This is a genomic window from Erwinia psychrophila (assembly GCF_039023475.1).
GTDB lineage: Bacteria > Pseudomonadota > Gammaproteobacteria > Enterobacterales > Enterobacteriaceae > Erwinia.
The window spans coordinates 50,258-65,594 of the sequence record NZ_JBCHVB010000003.1 but is presented as its reverse complement, the minus strand read 5'-3'; the positions used below and the strand labels follow the sequence as shown (position 1 = coordinate 65,594).

Sequence of the window (15,337 nt, the reverse complement as noted above, 5' to 3'; positions counted from 1 at the left end):
CCATAAATGTCGCTCATTAAACCATAACCGTCCGGGACTTTGGATAAAAATCTGCTGGCCGGAGGGCAGTTTAGCGATGTTTTACTGCGTTTTCTGCTGCTTCGCCGCCCGCCGGTGGCGCAGCACTTCTACCACGCCGGGCAGTACCGACACCAGGATTATCGCCACGATCAGGTAGTGAAGGTTTTCCTGGATCGCCGGCAAATTACCAAAGAAATAACCGGCATAGGAAAACAGCAGAACCCAAATCAGCGCGCCCGTCACGTTATAGAAGGCGAAATGGCGATAGGACATTTTGCCCATCCCGGCGACAAACGGCGCAAAGGTGCGGACGATTGGCACGAAGCGCGCAAGAATAATCGTTTTCCCACCGTGACGCTCGTAAAATTCGTGCGTTTTATTAAGGTAGCTGCGGCGGAAGATTTTCGAGTCCGGGTTACTGAACAGCTTATCGCCAAACAGCCTGCCGATGGTGTAGTTCACCGCGTCGCCAAGGATGGCCGCGATGCACAACAGGACCACCATCACATGGACGTTCAGCGCGCTGTCAGGGATAGCCGCGAGCGCACCGGCGACAAACAGCAGAGAGTCACCCGGCAGGAAAGGCGTGACCACTAACCCCGTTTCGCAGAACAAGATAAGGAACAGAATGGCATAAATCCAGACGCCGTACTGCGCAACCATTGCCTGTAAATGGACATCAATGTGCAGAATAAAATCGATCACGGTGTGAATCATTTCCATGCTTCTTTCCTTAGTACTTCAGCCAGGATTAATCCCCGAGGAACAGCGGCCCCATCGGTGGACGTGGTAAGTCATAGTGTTCAGGATAATCAACCGCCACCAGGTAAAGCCCTTCGGCTCTCGCGGTTGCGGCAGCCAGCGTGCGATCTTTTGCCGCCAGCAGTTCAGCCATCCAGTTCTCTGGCTTATTCCCACAGCCTATTTCCATCAGGCTGCCCACAATATTTCGCACCATATGGTGCACAAAGGCATTCGCCTTAATATCCACGACCACGTAGGCGCCCAGGCGGTTTACGTTAAGATGGATCACGTTGCGCCACGGCGTTCGCGACTGGCACTGCACCGCCCGAAACGAGGTAAAATCGTTTTCTCCCAACAGGCACTGGCCGGCGCGCTGCATTTTTTCCGCATCCAGAGGATGGTAAAAATGCGTCACCCCGCCGTGCAGAATGGCGGGACGCAGGCGGCGATTGTAAATCACATAACGGTAGCGCCGCGCCGTCGCGCTGAAGCGGGCGTGGAACTCCTGGACTACTGGCTTGACCCAGCGCACCGCAATATCATCCGGCAGGTTCGCGTTGACGCCCAGCGTCCAGGCCGCGTCCTTGCGCGGCGAGGTGGTTTCAAAGTGCACCACCTGCCCCGTGCCGTGGACGCCGGCATCCGTCCGGCCCGCGCAGAAAACGCTGACCGGATGATTGGCGACCTTCGACAGCGCTTTTTCCAGCTTTTCCTGGACGCTGCGCACTTCCTGCTGTCGCTGCCAGCCATAATAGCGGCTGCCATCATATTCAATGCCGAGTGCCAGTTTCATCACCGGCGGCTCAGGCAAATCTGCGGCTGACATCAGTAAAAATACTCCTGCACCAGCTTCTCCGCCGTTTTGACCGCCATCAGCGCGCCGCCGTAGCGGACGTTGTCGGCCACCGACCAGAACTGAAGCAGTTCGGGGATACCGTAATCGTTACGCAGACAGCCCAGGCTGAGGTGCGCGCTACCGGAAGCATCGCCCACCTGAGTCGGGTAATCATCGTCTTCTGACAGCGCGATATCTTCCGCCTGCAAAAGCGCTTCGCGCGCCTCTTCGGCTGACATCGGACGCAGGTTCTCAATGTGGACAATTTGCGCGTTACCGTAAAACACCGGCGACTGTACCGTGGAGACGGCGATCGGCAGGCCTTCATCCTGCAAGACTTTGCGGACCTGATCCACCAGACGGCGTTCCTGCGCCACGCTGCCTTCGGCGTCCGGCAGCAGCGGCAGCATGTTAAAGGCCAGCTGACGTCCAAAGAAAGTCTCTTCCGCCGGCAGGCCATTCAGCAGACGGGCGCTTTCTCCCGCCAGCGAATCTACAGCGGCTTTGCCGTGTGAAGAGGCGGCGATCAGGCTGGTCACCTGCAGGCGTCCCAGACCCGCGTGCTCGATCAGCGGTTTGATGGCGCTGAGAAGCTGGCTGGTAACGCTGTCCGCCACGCTGATGATATTGCGGTTACGGTAGTCGCCCAGCACCTGCGGGTTAACGTCCGGCACCACCAGCGGCACGTCCGGCTCCAGCGCGAACAGGTCGCTGGAGTCAATCACCAGGCAGCCCGCATTGGCGGCCTCTTCGGCGTAGCGCGCCGAGGCTTCACGGCCAGCGACAAAAAAGGCCAGCTGAACCTGCGTCCAGTCAAAGTCGCTGGCGTCGTTGACCAGATATGAGTGGTGATTAAAACGCAGGGTTTCGCCCGCGCTGCGTTCGCTCGCCAGCAAATGCAGCTCACCAACCGGGAACTGGCGTTCAGCCAGCAATTCCAGTACAGCTCCCCCTACTGCGCCTGTCGCGCCCAGTAGCGCAATATTCCAGCCGTCAGACATGTTGGTTTACTCCAGAAAGAAAAAAGATAGCGACCAGTCCTTACGGCAAAGCGTTAAGGCGCTGGATGAAAAGTTGCGTTGAAGCCCAGCTTCAACAGCAGCGCGGCGGCCTGCTCATCATCACACTGCACCAGCAGGGAAGACCATTCGCGACGCTCAAGATAATTTTTACGCAGGCGGTCAAACTCGCCCGGTATCGCTGCTGCTTTGCGCAGCAGCGCATCGTCGCGGCGCACATCATACACCAGATGCACCAGTCTTTTTAGCGTTGGCTGATCCAGCTCACCGTGCAGCGTAATACGGCCAAATTCCGGCGCGGGCAGCAGCGTGTCGAGCGCCACCTGCTGCGGCTGACCCAGGAAACGGGTCCAGGCTTCAAAAACCTGGGTTGTCCCACGCGCCTTGCCTTCCAGCGTATAGCCTGCGATGTGGGCGGTGGCGATATCCACCTTCTCAAGCAGCGGCAGAGAAAGCTCCGGCTCCGGCTCCCATACATCCAGCACCACGCTCAGATCGCGCCGCTCCGCCAGCACCTTCAGCAGCGCGGTATTATCAACCACGGCACCGCGACAGGCGTTAATCAGGATTGTGTCTGGCTTCAGCGCCCGCAGCAGCGCCTCATCCGCCAGATGCAGCGTTTTATGGTCGCCATCGTTAAACAGCGGCGTGTGGAAAGTCAGAATATCCGCCTCAGCCACCAGGCTGCGCAGCGGCAGGAACGCCCCGTCATCACCGCGATCTGCGCGTGGCGGATCGCACAAAAGCGTACGGATGCCCAGCGCCTCCAGACGAGCCTGTAGCCTGCTGCCGACGTTGCCCACGCCAACGATACCGACCGTGCGGTCTTGCAGCGCAAAGCCATCCCGCTCCGCCAGCAGCAGCAGCGAGGAGAAAACATACTCCACTACCGCAATAGCATTACAGCCAGGGGCTGCAGAAAAACCGATCCCCTGCGCTTTCAGAAAATCCTCATCAATATGATCGGTTCCGGCGGTGGCGGTACCGACAAATTTCACCGGTTTGCCCTCAAGGAGTGCCGCATTGACTTTGGTGACCGAACGCACCATCAGCCCGTCCGCATTCTCCAGCTCAGCGTCGGGAATAGGCCGTCCCGGCACTGCCACCACGGTGCCGGTGCGGCTGAACAGCTCCCGGGCATAAGGCATATTTTCATCAACGAGGATTTTCACAATCAGATTCCTGTCTGGTCACAGTGAGGGCCCGTATTCTGCCACAAACCCGCAGGCGGGATAAGCCTCGTGATGCGGCCGCTACGTCAGGGCGCGCTGACGGTAACGCTCCGGCGTGGTGCCCGACTGCTGCTGAAACATGACGATCATCGCCGAGGCCGAACTGTAGCCGAGCGCCAGCGCCACTTCCTGTACCGACTTTCCCTGTTCCAGCAGGGAGATGGCATGCAAAAAACGCAGACGCTGACGCCACTCGCTAAAGGCCATACCCAGTTCGCTGCGGCAGCGCCGTGACAAGGTGCGTTCGGTGGTGTAAACGCGCTGCGCCCACTTGGCAAGCGATCGGTTGTCGGCAGGATCCTGTTCCAGAGCGTCCAGCACCGGCGCCAGGTATTTATCCCGGGAGGTCGGCAGATAACTTTGCTGCACCTCAGCCAGGCGCAGCTGATCCAGCAGGACTTCACACAGCCGCCAGTCGGGGGATGAAACGGGATGCAACAGCTTACGGGCCGCACAATCTTCAATGATGCTCTGAACAACGGGGCTGACCGTCAGCAAACAGGCTCGCTCCGGCAGACCGTCGCACAGTGAGGCAGCGATGTTCAGCGTGTGGAAATGCGCCTGCCGGTGGTTATAGCTGGCGTGTTCGACATGCGGTGGGATCCAGATAGGGATGGCGGTCGGCGTCAGCAGCCGCTCTCCGGCAACCTGCATTTGCAGAACATTACAGCGCACGAAGATCGCCTGGCCCCAGGGATGTGAATGCGGCAGATATTCCGTGCGGGCATTGGCCTGTTCATAGCGGAAAAAAAACCGCAGGTCATTGGCATCCAGCGGAGAGAAGTAGGTTTTTTGCTCAATCATAGCCTGTCCGGTCTGCCCCAGAAGTTGTCGGTTTATCGTTATCTGTTTGCAAGCCGACAAGCGTACACTGCCCGCTTCGTTAATCAAAGCTGAGTCACCGCATGAACTCCCTGTTTCCCCTGCTGGCCGTATTGATCTGGTCAGTGAACGCCATCGTCAGCAAAATCTCGGCGGGCGCCATCGATCCGGCAGCGATCTCTTTTTACCGCTGGCTGCTGGCGCTGCTTACGCTGACGCCCTTTGTCCTGCCGGGCGCCTGGCGCAACCGCCAGCAAATCCGCCAGGCCTGGTGGCAGCTGCTGATCCTTGGCCTGCTGGGTATGGTGCTTTATCAGAGCCTCGCCTACTACGCGGCGCACAGCGTCACCGCACTGTTTATGGGAATTCTCAACGCGCTGATCCCGCTGTTGACGGTGCTGCTTGGGATTGTGGTGCTGCGCATGGCGCCGACGGTCGGCGTGGTGGCGGGAAGTCTGCTCTCATTCTGCGGCCTGGCGTGGCTGGTCAGCCAGGGCAATCCCCAGCAGCTGCTGACGCACGGGCTGGGAAAAGGTGAGCTGATGATGCTCGCCGCCTCCACCTCCTATGCGCTTTACGGGGTGCTGACCAAACGCTGGGCGCTGCCCCTGCCCAACTGGCAGAGTCTCTACGTCCAGGTGATTTTTGGCGTCGTGATGCTGACGCCAAACTTCTTAATGGCGAAGGACGTTTCGCTTAACCTTAGCAATATCCCTCTGGTCCTGTTTGCCGGTATCCCCGCCTCCATCATTGCCCCTTATCTCTGGATCCAGGGCGTGATGCGCCTGGGCGCCAATACGGCTTCCATCTTTATGAACCTGGCGCCGATTTTTACCGCCATTATCGCAGTACTGTTTCTTCACGAAACGTTGCACAGCTATCACTATATCGGCGGCGGGGTAACGCTGACTGGGGTGATTCTGGCGCAGCGGCTGCGTACGCCACTACGCTTCAGACGTGCGTCGCCGCCGCTGGAAAACGATCCTGGGACGTAAAGGCGACGAGCACCATCAGCCCGTGCAGTGTCGGGCTCTCATGCAGTTCAGCACTGGTGCCGTGCCACTGCGCAATATCCCGGACCAGCGCCAGCCCGAGACCGGCGCCGGCCGTACCTGAGCCATCCAGCCGGTTGAAAGGCTGCATCGCCTGCTGCCGATCGGCGGTGGCGATGCCCGGCCCGCTGTCCTCCACTCTTAATACGCCCTCGCGCACGCTGACGGTTACCGTGCCGCCAGTGGGGGTGTATTTGATGGCATTATCGATCAGATTGGCGCACAGCTCGCTGAGCAACTTGCCGTCCCCTTTCACCTGAGAACGCTCTTCGCCTTCATAGCCCAGGTCGATCTGCTTTGCGCGGGCCTGTGCATAGAGTGAGAGGCAGGATTCTTTCGCCAGTACCGCCAGATCGATAAGCTGCGGGACTTCATGCGGCAGCGTGGCACGCAGCCGAGAAAGATGCAGCAACCGGTCCGTCAGCAGGATCATGTCATCAACGGTGGTGCGCATCGCCACCAGGCTTTCCCGCCAGTTTTCAGGCCGCTCGCTTTTCAGCGCCACCGCCACCTGCGTTTTCAGCACGGTCAGCGGGGTGCGCAGCTGGTGAGAGGCATCCGCGCTGAAGCGCTGCTGCCGGGCAATCATGGCGTTCAGCCGCTCGATGTAGCGATTGACCGCCAGCATCAGCGGCTGCATTTCATACCAGGGCAGCACCATGGGCAGCGGCGTTAAATCCGCCGGATCGCGCTGTAGCATCAGCCGGGAGAGCTGCCGCAGAGGCCGCAGGATCTTCCGCAACATGCCGCTGGCCAGCAGCAGCGTGATCAGTACCAGACCGCCCTGACTCAGCAGCGCGGTATCGAGCAGCTGGTGGGCAAACGCCTCCCGTGACGTCAGCGTTTCGGCCACCAGGATCAGCGCCATGCCCTCCACGCCTTCTTCATTAACCGGCTGCCAGAGCGCGGCGACGCGGATAGGCAGACCGTTATAGGCGGCATCATAAAAGTGCACCAGCGCCGGATAAAGTTTTGACAAAGGCGCCTTGTCCGGAATGGGAGGGAGGTCGTCATAGCCTGACAGCGTTTTGCCCTGAGGGGAGATGACCTGATAAAAAAGCCGGTCATTCATATTGCGCTCAAAGCTGTCCAGCACCACCCAGGGAACGTCCACCTCAAGCTGTCCCTCGTTGACCCGCAGCCGCTCGGCCACGATCCTGGCCGAGGCGAGTAGCGAGCGATCGTACGCCTGCGTCGCGGCATGGAGCGCGCTGGCGTAGTGCGTATAGACCGACAGCCCCCACAGCAGCGCCAGCGGCAGCCCCAGCCACAGCAGCAGCTGGCGCCGCAGCAGGACGCGTTTCAAGAGAGACACTCCAGGCTGTAGCCCAGGCCACGCAGCGTGACGATGGAAACGTTGCTGCCCAGCAGTTTTTTGCGCACGCGATGGATGTAGAGTTCAATACTTTCCGGACTGGCCTCGTCCGCCAGGGTAAACGTCTGCTCATAAAGCTGCTGCCGGGAAACCGGACGGCCCCGGCGCTGCATCAGTGTGGAAAGCACGCTGGCTTCACGCGGCGTCAGCGGCAGCGGCTTGTGCTGAAGCTCAAAATAGCCCTCGTCATGAAAAATCAGCTCGCCAAAGACCTGAATCCCCTGCGACTGCCCCTGGCTGCGACGCAGCAGCGCCCGGATCCTCGCCTCAAGCTCCTCCAGCTCAAAGGGCTTGGTCAGGTAATCATCCGCCCCGAGATTAAGCCCGCGTACCCGATCGGCAACGTCCGTCCGGGCCGTCAGCAGCAGGACAGGCACGCCCTGCCCGCGCTTACGAATCCTTGCCAGCAGCGCCAGCCCGTCCAGCCGGGGCAAGGAGATATCCAGCAGTACCAGACCGTACTGCTCCGTCTGCAAAACCTGGTCCGCCGCCAGGCCATCTGCAATCCAGTCAACCGCAAAGCCAGCCTGCGTCAGCGCTTTTTGTAACCAGCAGGCCAGCTCGGCCGTATCTTCTACCAGTAAGAGACGCATATCACATCCTGTCACTTTATCCGAAGGCTGAAAGGTAAATGAAAGCTTTATGTTTTAACAATTTCATAACCCCCATATTACGGGGAGGTTCACACTCTGGAAGAAAATAACGGAGCAAATGATGAAAACGATAACCCGTACCGCGCTGGCGAGCCTGCTGCTGGCCCTGATTGCTCAACCGGCGATGGCCGTTGAAGCGCCCTCCCGCACGGAGTGCATCGCGCCGGCCAAACCCGGCGGCGGCTTCGATTTAACCTGTAAACTTCTTCAGGTTTCTCTCCAGGAAACGAAGCAGATTGAATCCCCGATGCGTGTGACCTACATGCCAGGCGGCGTGGGCGCGGTTGCGTATAACGCCATTGTGGCGCAGCGCCCGGCAGAAGCGGGGACCGTTGTGGCTTTCTCCGGCGGCTCCCTGCTGAATCTTTCTCAGGGCAAATTTGGCCGCTATGACGTGGATGATGTGAGGTGGCTGGCGGCGGTGGGAACCGACTACGGCATGATCGCCGTGCGCGCCGATTCGCCTTATAAAAATCTGCAAGAGCTGATGGCGGCGATGAAGGCCGATCCTAATAAAGTCGTGGTCGGCGCAGGCGCTTCTATCGGCAGCCAGGACTGGATGAAAACGGCTCTGCTGGCACGTGAAGCGAAAATCGATCCGCGCAAAATGCGCTATGTCGCCTTTGAGGGCGGCGGCGAACCCGTTACCGCACTGCTGGGCAACCATATTCAGGTGGTCTCAGGGGATATGAGCGAAATGGTCCCTCATCTGGCAGGCGGCAAAATTCGCGTTCTGGCCGTGATGGCCCCCAAACGTCTCGAAGGTAAGCTGAGCGAGGTGCCAACCGCTAAAGAGCAGGGCTTTGATGTTGAATGGCCGGTTATTCGCGGCTTCTACCTCGGACCGAAAGTCAGCGATGCTGAGTATCAGTGGTGGGAAGACGCCTTTAAAAAGCTGGTCGCCACCGATGACTTTAAACGTCAGCGCGATCTCCGCGGCCTGTTTGAATTCAATATGTTCGGCAAAGAGCTGGATACTTATGTGAAAAAACAGGTGGTCGATTACCGCGAAAAAGCAAAATCTTTCGGCCTGGCAAAATAAGAGGAGCGCGCCATGAGCGATCGTATTTTTGCTGCTGTCTGGCTGGCACTTTGCGTGGCCGGATTGATTATCGGCTGGGATATCCATAGCGACTACAGCTATGAGCCGGTCGGCCCGAGGCCGTTCCCGATGATCATTCTCGGCCTGATGGCGTTCTGTGCAATCTGCCTGCTGCTGCGCAAACCGGACAGCATTCACTGGCCGTCACGCAATACGCTCTGGCGCCTGCTGGCTCTGATCGTCATTCTTTTCGCCTACGGCATCCTGTTTGAAAGCCTTGGTTTTCCGGTTGCCACTATTTTACTGACCTTCGGCGTGGGTATGCTGTTCGGCGCACGCTGGTGGGCGGCGGCAATCTCCGGCGTAATTATGGGCGTGGCGCTGTTTTATGCCTTTGACCGCCTGCTGGAAGTGACTTTACCGCTCGGCCGCTGGCTGAGCTAACGGAGAACATCATGGAAACCTGGTCGTTTCTGATGCAGGGGTTCGCGGTCGCTCTGACGCCGACTAACCTGATGATTGCCCTGATCGGCTGCTTTATCGGCACCATTGTCGGCCTGCTGCCGGGTCTGGGCCCGATTAACGGCGTGGCGATTCTGATGCCGCTCGCCTTTGCGTTACACCTGCCCGCCGAATCCGCGCTGATTTTGCTGGCGACCGTTTACATCGGTTGCGAATATGGCGGACGTATTTCCTCCATTCTGCTTAACGTTCCGGGGGATGCCGGGGCGATTATGACCGCGCTCGACGGTTATCCGCTGGCGAAAAAAGGCCAGGCGGGCGTGGCGCTCTCTATCTCAGCCGTCAGTTCGTTTATCGGCTCAACCATCGCCATTCTCGGCATCATCCTGTTCGCGCCGATCCTGGCGAACTGGTCACTGGCCTTTGGCCCGGCAGAGTATTTCGCGCTGATGGTCTTCGCGATTGCCTGTCTGGGCAGCATGATGAGCCAGAACCCGCTGAAATCCTTTCTCGCGGCGCTGATTGGGCTCGGCATGGCGACGGTCGGCGTGGATGCTAATACCGGCGTCTATCGCTTTACTTTTAACAGCGTCCATCTGTCGGACGGCATTCAGTTTGTGGTGGTGGTGATTGGGCTTTTCTCGGTCAGTGAAATTTTGCTGATGCTGGAGTCCACCCGCAGCGGACAGAAAGCGGTGCGGGCCAGCGGGCGAATGATGTTTAACCTGAAAGAGGCGGCGCACTGTGCCGGTGCCACTTTCCGCAGCGCCTTTGTCGGCTTTTTCGTCGGTATTCTGCCGGGCGCAGGGGCCACCATTGCCAGCGCCATCGCCTATATGGGCGAGAAGAAAATCAGCGGGGGTGACACCTTCGGCAAAGGCGATATCCGCGGCGTGGCGGCGCCGGAAGCGGCCAACAATGCCTCTGCCTGCGGGTCGTTTATTCCGATGCTGACGCTGGGGATCCCCGGTTCGGGTACGACGGCGGTGATGGTGGGAGCGCTGACGCTCTATAACATCACGCCGGGCCCGGCAATGTTTACCGAACAGCCCGATATTGTCTGGGGACTGATTGCCGCACTGCTGATTGGCAACGTCATGCTGCTGATCATGAATATCCCGATGATCAATATCTTCGCCAGAATGCTGTCCATCCCGCTGTGGTTCCTGGTGCCGACCATCGCGGCCATCTCCGCCGTCGGCGTCTATGCGGTACACAGCACGACGTTCGATCTGCTGCTGATGGTGGGGCTTGGGGTCTTTGGGTATATCCTGCGTAAAATGGAGTTCCCCATGTCGCCGCTGATTCTGGGCTTCGTGCTGGGGGAAATGCTGGAGCAGAACCTTCGTCGCGCCCTCTCGATCAGTAACGGTAATCTGCCGATTCTGTGGGAAAGTTCAATCAGTAAGGTATTACTGGTGCTGGCGGTCGCGATTCTGGTGGTGCCCTTTATCTGGAAACGCTGTCAGCGCAGGCGCAAGCCGATCCCGACCGTTGCGGATTAAAACGCTTACCGGCCTGCGCGCGTGAAGACGCTGCCCGGGCCGGCTGATCCTTTCGTCATTACGTCGTTTCTGGCCCTGCCTTCAGCGCTTTTTCAGGTGCGGAAGGTATTCCTTCCCCACCGTTTTTCCTGCGCTTTACCCAAATTTCCTGCCTGGGGTCGGTTTTACCGGCCTTTTTCTTTTTCCCCGTCTAAAATAATTGCCCCCACCAGCCCCGCCGCCACTACCTATCGCAGGGCGGGATTGTTATCATAGTGAATCATCTTTTTCCGGCGGCCCCGGATTTGCCCTTTTGTTAAGGATCTTTGCCATGCAACCTCTCAGTGGCCCCGGCACGCCTGTCCCCGGCGATCGTCCTGCGGTGGATGCCCAGACGGGCCTCACCCGCGCCGCGCCGGGCGATCAGCCGCTGACGCCAGCACAGCGCACCACGCTTGAAAGGCTGATTGTCAAAATCATGTCATTGAGCAACCTGAAGTCACCGGAGCTGTGGGCTGGCCTGCGTCACGAAGTGGGCGTTAAAAATGATGCCGGCCTGCTTTCCCGCCACTTTCCGGCCGCCGAGCAGTTCCTGAACGGCCGCCTTGCGCAGGTACAGAACACCCACGCCACCCGTCAGCTGTTCCAGCAGCTCAGCGATCTGCTGCCTGCCGGAAATAATCGCCAGGCGGTCAGCGATTTTATCCGTCAGCAATTTGGTCATACCGTCCTCAGCTCGCTGAATCCCGATCAGATGCGTCAGGTGCTGACCATGCTGAAAAACGGACAGATGGCGATTCCTCAGCCTCAGCAGAATCGCATTACCGATCGCACGCTGCTGCCGGCGGAACACCATACGCTTAACCAGCAGATCTCGCGGCTCGCGGCCACTACCGGTGAGCAGCCGGTCAAACTCTGGAGCACGGTGCTGAAAGTGGTTAATCTGCACAGCGGCGATCCGATCCCCTCACGCTTCTTCCCGCTGCTGACCCAGTATCTGCACGTCAGCCAGACGCTTAACCAGCACACCGCACCGACGCTGCCTCTGCTACTTTCCTCGCTGAAAGTTCCGCCAGACCCCAGCGAACAGCAGATGCTGGAAGATGCCAGCCAGCAGCGCTTTCAGCTGCCGCCTCAGGCCCTGCTGACCTCCGCCCAGGCGCAGGATCTGCTTAATCTCTTGTTTGCCCGCCGTGCCGAAAGGCTGCGTGAACAGCCGCTGGCAGAGAGCGACATCAACCCTCACCCGATTGCGGCACCGCTGTTTGGCTATGTGCCGCAGGTGCTGCAACCGATAGTCAACCGTCCAGTCTTCACCGTGTTCGCGGTGCTGGTGCTGGTGATCTTCCTGATGTGGATTTTCCTCTGATCGCGCTTTAGCAACCGCAGCCGGTTAACGCAGACGTTAAGGGCCATTCTCCCTGCGCTTCCCCCTGCGTGACCGGATGAGCGTCGCGCCGCCAGAAGTCCAGCCCGCCAATCAGCTCCTTGACGCGGAAACCCGCAGCGGCCAGCTTCCAGGCGCCTTTGGTTGAACCGTTGCAGCCGATGCCGTCACAGTAGGTGATATAAACCTTCTCGCGGTCGAGCGACCGCAGCGTTTCTGCGTCCATTGTCCGGTGCGGAAAACTCACCGCACCGCAGATATGCCCGGCCCGGTACTGCTCCACCGAACGCGTATCAATCACTACAATCGCGGTAATGCCATTTGCCAGATCCTGCGCCACGTCCCAGGCATCCGCATAGCAGGCCAGCTTATTGCGCAGCCAGGCTTCACTTTGCGGCGCGCTGAGTGGGGGAAATTGTAAAACGGCTGAAGAGAGAGTCATTAAAAATGCCTTTAAGTTACTGGTGGCTCAATGATAGGGTCAACTGGCCTTAGTGATAAGACCTGTTCAGGAGCATTGATAAGACCACTATGTCCCCTGCCGCCCCGATTATTGAACTGTTCACCTCCCTTCAGGCCCAGACGCTGCGGGAAAAGCTCTGCGTCACGCTGCGCCGCCTTATCGGCAGCGGCGCGCTTCGCATGGGGGAACGCCTGCCCTCTTCCCGGCTGATGGCGACCGATCTTGCCCTGTCACGGGTAACGGTTGAGGCCGCCTATGCCCAGCTGGAAAGCGAAGGCTATCTGCTGAGAAAAAGCGGCAAAGGCACCTTTGTGGCCGTTTCGCTGCCGCCACCACGACGGGCAAAGCGCACGCCGCCTTCAGTGGAGGTTCCGCTTTCCGCCCGGGGAAGGCAGATTGTCGCCACGGGGGGCTGCCGCGATCCGCTGTTTCCGCAGGCTTTTGCGTCCGGTTCACCCGATCTGCGGGCGTTTCCCCATGACATCTGGCGGCGGCTGATGAATCAGCGGCTGCGCCATCACTCTGAAGCCCTGATGCGTTATGGCGATCCCCAGGGGCTGCCGGCACTACGTGATGCGGTCGCCGGCTACCTTGCGCAGTCCCGCGGCGTCCAGTGCAACGCGGAGCAGGTTGTGATCCTGACCAGCTCCCAGCAGGCGTTACAGATGATTGCGCTACTTCTGTGCGATGACGGGGATGAAGTCTGGCTTGAGGAGCCAGGTTATGCCGGAGCGCGCAATGCGTTTATCAGCGCCGGCGCAGCGGTACGCGGTATCGCTATCGACAGCGAGGGCGCGGTCCTGCCCGATGCTTCGCCGCCCAGGCTGGTTTACCTGACGCCTTCGCATCAGTATCCCACCGGCACCACGATGAGCCTGCAGCGCCGGTTAGCCTGGCTGGACTATGCCCGCCGCCGGCGCTGCTGGCTGATTGAAGACGATTACGACAGTGAGTTTTACTATGATGCGCAGCCGATGCCTGCCCTTCAGGGTCTGGATAAAGGCGGACGAACGATCTATCTAGGCACCTTTTCCAAAGCCCTCTTTCCTTCCCTCAGGCTGGCCTATCTGGTTGTGCCCCCGGCGCTGGTTGAACCGCTCTGCCGGTTACGCAGCGTGATGGATGGTCACAGCGCACAGATCGTGCAGGCCGTTACGGCAGATTTTATCCATAACGGCTACTTCCAGGCCCATCTGCGGCTGATGCGCAAATTGTACGCCAGCCGCCGCGAACTTTTACTGACTGAACTGGAAACTAAGCTGGCGGGAAATCTTCTCCCCCTCAGCCAGGGGTGCGGTTTACAGGTGACCGTGACGCTGCCAAAAGGGGGCGAGCAGAGGCTGACGGAAGAAGCGCGGGCAGCCGGGCTGGTTTTACCCCGCCTCTCCCCGCTTTATGCCGGAACGCCGCAGCAGGAAGGCTGGCTTTTAGGGTTCTCCGCCCTTCAGCGGACGGAGATCGTCCAGGCCGTAAATAAGCTGTCGCGCCTCAGCTACTGACGGCGGATGAAAATCAGGGTGACCACCATGCCCAACAAGGCGCAGGCAGCGCCGGTGAGATAAACAGCGCTATAGCCGAACGAGGTCGCCAGTATGCCGGTCAGCGGCCCGCTGGCGCCGTAAGCGATATCCTGAAAGGCCGCGAATCCGCCCAGCGCCGTGCCCCTGACCTGGGGCGCAACGCGCTTAACCACTTCGACACCGAGCGCCGGAAATACCAGCGAACAGCCGCAGCCGGTCAGCGCAGCGCCCGCCAGCGCCATCTCTCCGCTTTCCGCAACGCCAAGTACCAGCAGGCCCGTCGCCTCAATGGCGAGCGAGATGAGGGCGACCCGTACGCCACCGAGACGATCCGGCATCCAGCCAAACAGGATGCGCATCAGCACGAAGGCGAAGCCAAACGCCGTCAGGGCAAAACCGGCATTCCCCCACTGCTGGCTGGCAAACCAGAGCGAGGTGAACGTCCCGATCACCGCAAAGCCAACCCCCTGTAAAGCAAGCGCACAGCCCGGCGAAAGGATCTGCCCGATGACCGTTTTGAGTGAAGGACGGACGCCGGGATGCGCCGGTACCGGCTTTACCCAGCCGTTAAATAACAGGGCTATCAGCGGCAGCACCATAATGGCGCCGCCCATCGCCATAAAGCCCCAGCGATCGTGCAGAAGCAGGCCGAGCGGTGCGCCTGCCGCCAGCGCGCCGTAAATCGCCATGCCGTTCCAGGACATCACGCGCCCGGAGCGTTTCGGCCCCACCAGCCCTAATCCCCAGGCGAGGTTGCCGGTCAGCAGCTGGCTTTCACCAAAGCCCAGCAGCAGCCTGCCCGCCAGCAGCAGCGCAAACTTTCCCATCACCGGTAAAGGCAGCGTCGCCGCCAGCAGATAGGTCAGGCCCACCACGGCACAGGCGAGCATGCCCTGTAACGTGGAGCGTTTTGCGCCGCGCTGATCGGCCAGCCTGCCAGCATAGCCCCGCGTCAGCAGCGTGGCGAAGAACTGAACGCCTACGGCCAGCCCCACCATCACATTGCTCAGGCCCAGTTCCTGATGCACAAAAAGCGGGATCACCGGCAAGGCGAGCCCGGCGGTGAGGTAGGTCAGAAATACGGCAAATGAAATAGTGGCCAGCGAGGCCGTGGCCTTCGCCGAAGCGCCATCAGTGACCGGGGCCATAAGTCACGTTTCTCCTTGATGATAAGTACTACGCCAGCGTGAGGCATCCGGCATCGCTACCGTACAGGCAGCAGGCGA

15 protein-coding genes are annotated in these 15,337 nt (G+C 59.7%); 6 read left to right on the top strand and 9 right to left on the bottom strand.

Going from position 1 to position 15,337, the window contains the following annotated elements; translation table 11 throughout:
• Positions 1–81: 81 nt before the first annotated feature.
• From AAH446_RS09305 to AAH446_RS09285, 5 genes are all read right to left on the bottom strand, one after another.
• Positions 82–744 carry a DedA family protein gene (locus AAH446_RS09305; protein WP_342906436.1) on the bottom strand — a complete coding sequence of 221 codons (663 nt, stop codon included), beginning with the start codon at positions 742–744 and terminating at the stop codon, positions 82–84.
• Between the two features lie 28 nt (positions 745–772).
• Entirely contained in the window at positions 773–1,591 is an 819-nt protein-coding gene (gene truA / locus AAH446_RS09300) for a tRNA pseudouridine(38-40) synthase TruA (RefSeq protein ID WP_342906435.1), read from the bottom strand.
• On the bottom strand, positions 1,591–2,601 hold the full coding sequence (locus AAH446_RS09295; protein WP_342906434.1) for an aspartate-semialdehyde dehydrogenase: 1,011 nt from the start codon (positions 2,599–2,601) through the stop codon (positions 1,591–1,593). Before AAH446_RS09295 ends, truA begins: the two co-directional genes overlap by 1 nt.
• A 53-nt stretch (positions 2,602–2,654) precedes the next feature.
• A complete protein-coding gene (gene pdxB / locus AAH446_RS09290) occupies positions 2,655–3,791 on the bottom strand; it encodes a 4-phosphoerythronate dehydrogenase PdxB (RefSeq protein WP_342906433.1) in 1,137 nt (378 codons plus the stop codon).
• Between the two features lie 81 nt (positions 3,792–3,872).
• Positions 3,873–4,655, bottom strand: a complete 783-nt coding sequence (locus tag AAH446_RS09285) for an AraC family transcriptional regulator (RefSeq protein ID WP_342906432.1) — start codon at positions 4,653–4,655, stop codon at positions 3,873–3,875.
• Between the two features lie 101 nt (positions 4,656–4,756).
• On the opposite strand from AAH446_RS09285, the gene AAH446_RS09280 reads away from it, so the two are divergent.
• Positions 4,757–5,668 (top strand): DMT family transporter, encoded by a 912-nt coding sequence (locus AAH446_RS09280; protein WP_342906431.1) that lies wholly within the window; start codon positions 4,757–4,759, stop codon positions 5,666–5,668.
• Here AAH446_RS09280 and AAH446_RS09275 read toward each other — a convergent pair.
• Both AAH446_RS09275 and tctD read right to left on the bottom strand, forming a co-directional pair.
• Positions 5,625–7,031, bottom strand: a complete 1,407-nt coding sequence (locus AAH446_RS09275) for a sensor histidine kinase (RefSeq protein ID WP_342906430.1) — start codon at positions 7,029–7,031, stop codon at positions 5,625–5,627. The genes AAH446_RS09280 and AAH446_RS09275 overlap by 44 nt on opposite strands.
• Positions 7,028–7,693 (bottom strand): transcriptional regulator TctD, encoded by a 666-nt coding sequence (tctD, locus tag AAH446_RS09270; RefSeq protein WP_342906429.1) that lies wholly within the window; start codon positions 7,691–7,693, stop codon positions 7,028–7,030. The genes AAH446_RS09275 and tctD overlap by 4 nt, the downstream gene beginning before the upstream one ends.
• 118 nt (positions 7,694–7,811) lie before the next feature.
• Between tctD and AAH446_RS09265 the strand changes: the two genes are divergently transcribed.
• The 4 genes from AAH446_RS09265 to flk all read left to right on the top strand — a co-directional run bounded on the left by AAH446_RS09265 (position 7,812) and on the right by flk (position 12,110).
• Positions 7,812–8,795 (top strand): Bug family tripartite tricarboxylate transporter substrate binding protein, encoded by a 984-nt coding sequence (locus tag AAH446_RS09265; protein WP_342906428.1) that lies wholly within the window; start codon positions 7,812–7,814, stop codon positions 8,793–8,795.
• Between the two features lie 12 nt (positions 8,796–8,807).
• Entirely contained in the window at positions 8,808–9,239 is a 432-nt protein-coding gene (locus AAH446_RS09260; protein WP_342906427.1) for a tripartite tricarboxylate transporter TctB family protein, read from the top strand.
• Between the two features lie 11 nt (positions 9,240–9,250).
• Positions 9,251–10,762, top strand: a complete 1,512-nt coding sequence (locus AAH446_RS09255) for a tripartite tricarboxylate transporter permease (protein ID WP_342906426.1) — start codon at positions 9,251–9,253, stop codon at positions 10,760–10,762.
• A 310-nt stretch (positions 10,763–11,072) separates the two neighbouring features.
• Positions 11,073–12,110, top strand: a complete 1,038-nt coding sequence (gene flk / locus AAH446_RS09250) for a flagella biosynthesis regulator Flk (RefSeq protein WP_342906425.1) — start codon at positions 11,073–11,075, stop codon at positions 12,108–12,110.
• 7 nt (positions 12,111–12,117) lie between these two features.
• Here flk and AAH446_RS09245 read toward each other — a convergent pair whose 3' ends face one another.
• Complete coding sequence (locus AAH446_RS09245) at positions 12,118–12,570, bottom strand: rhodanese-like domain-containing protein (RefSeq protein ID WP_342906424.1); 453 nt, start codon at positions 12,568–12,570, stop codon at positions 12,118–12,120.
• 89 nt (positions 12,571–12,659) lie between these two features.
• Between AAH446_RS09245 and pdxR the strand changes: the two genes are divergently transcribed.
• Positions 12,660–14,090: a MocR-like pyridoxine biosynthesis transcription factor PdxR gene (pdxR, locus tag AAH446_RS09240; protein ID WP_342906423.1), complete on the top strand. Its 1,431-nt coding sequence runs from the start codon at positions 12,660–12,662 to the stop codon at positions 14,088–14,090.
• Here pdxR and AAH446_RS09235 read toward each other — a convergent pair.
• Entirely contained in the window at positions 14,084–15,259 is a 1,176-nt protein-coding gene (locus AAH446_RS09235) for an MFS transporter (RefSeq protein WP_342906422.1), read from the bottom strand. The two genes, pdxR and AAH446_RS09235, sit on opposite strands and share 7 nt — an antisense overlap.
• Between the last annotated feature and the right edge of the window lie 78 nt (positions 15,260–15,337).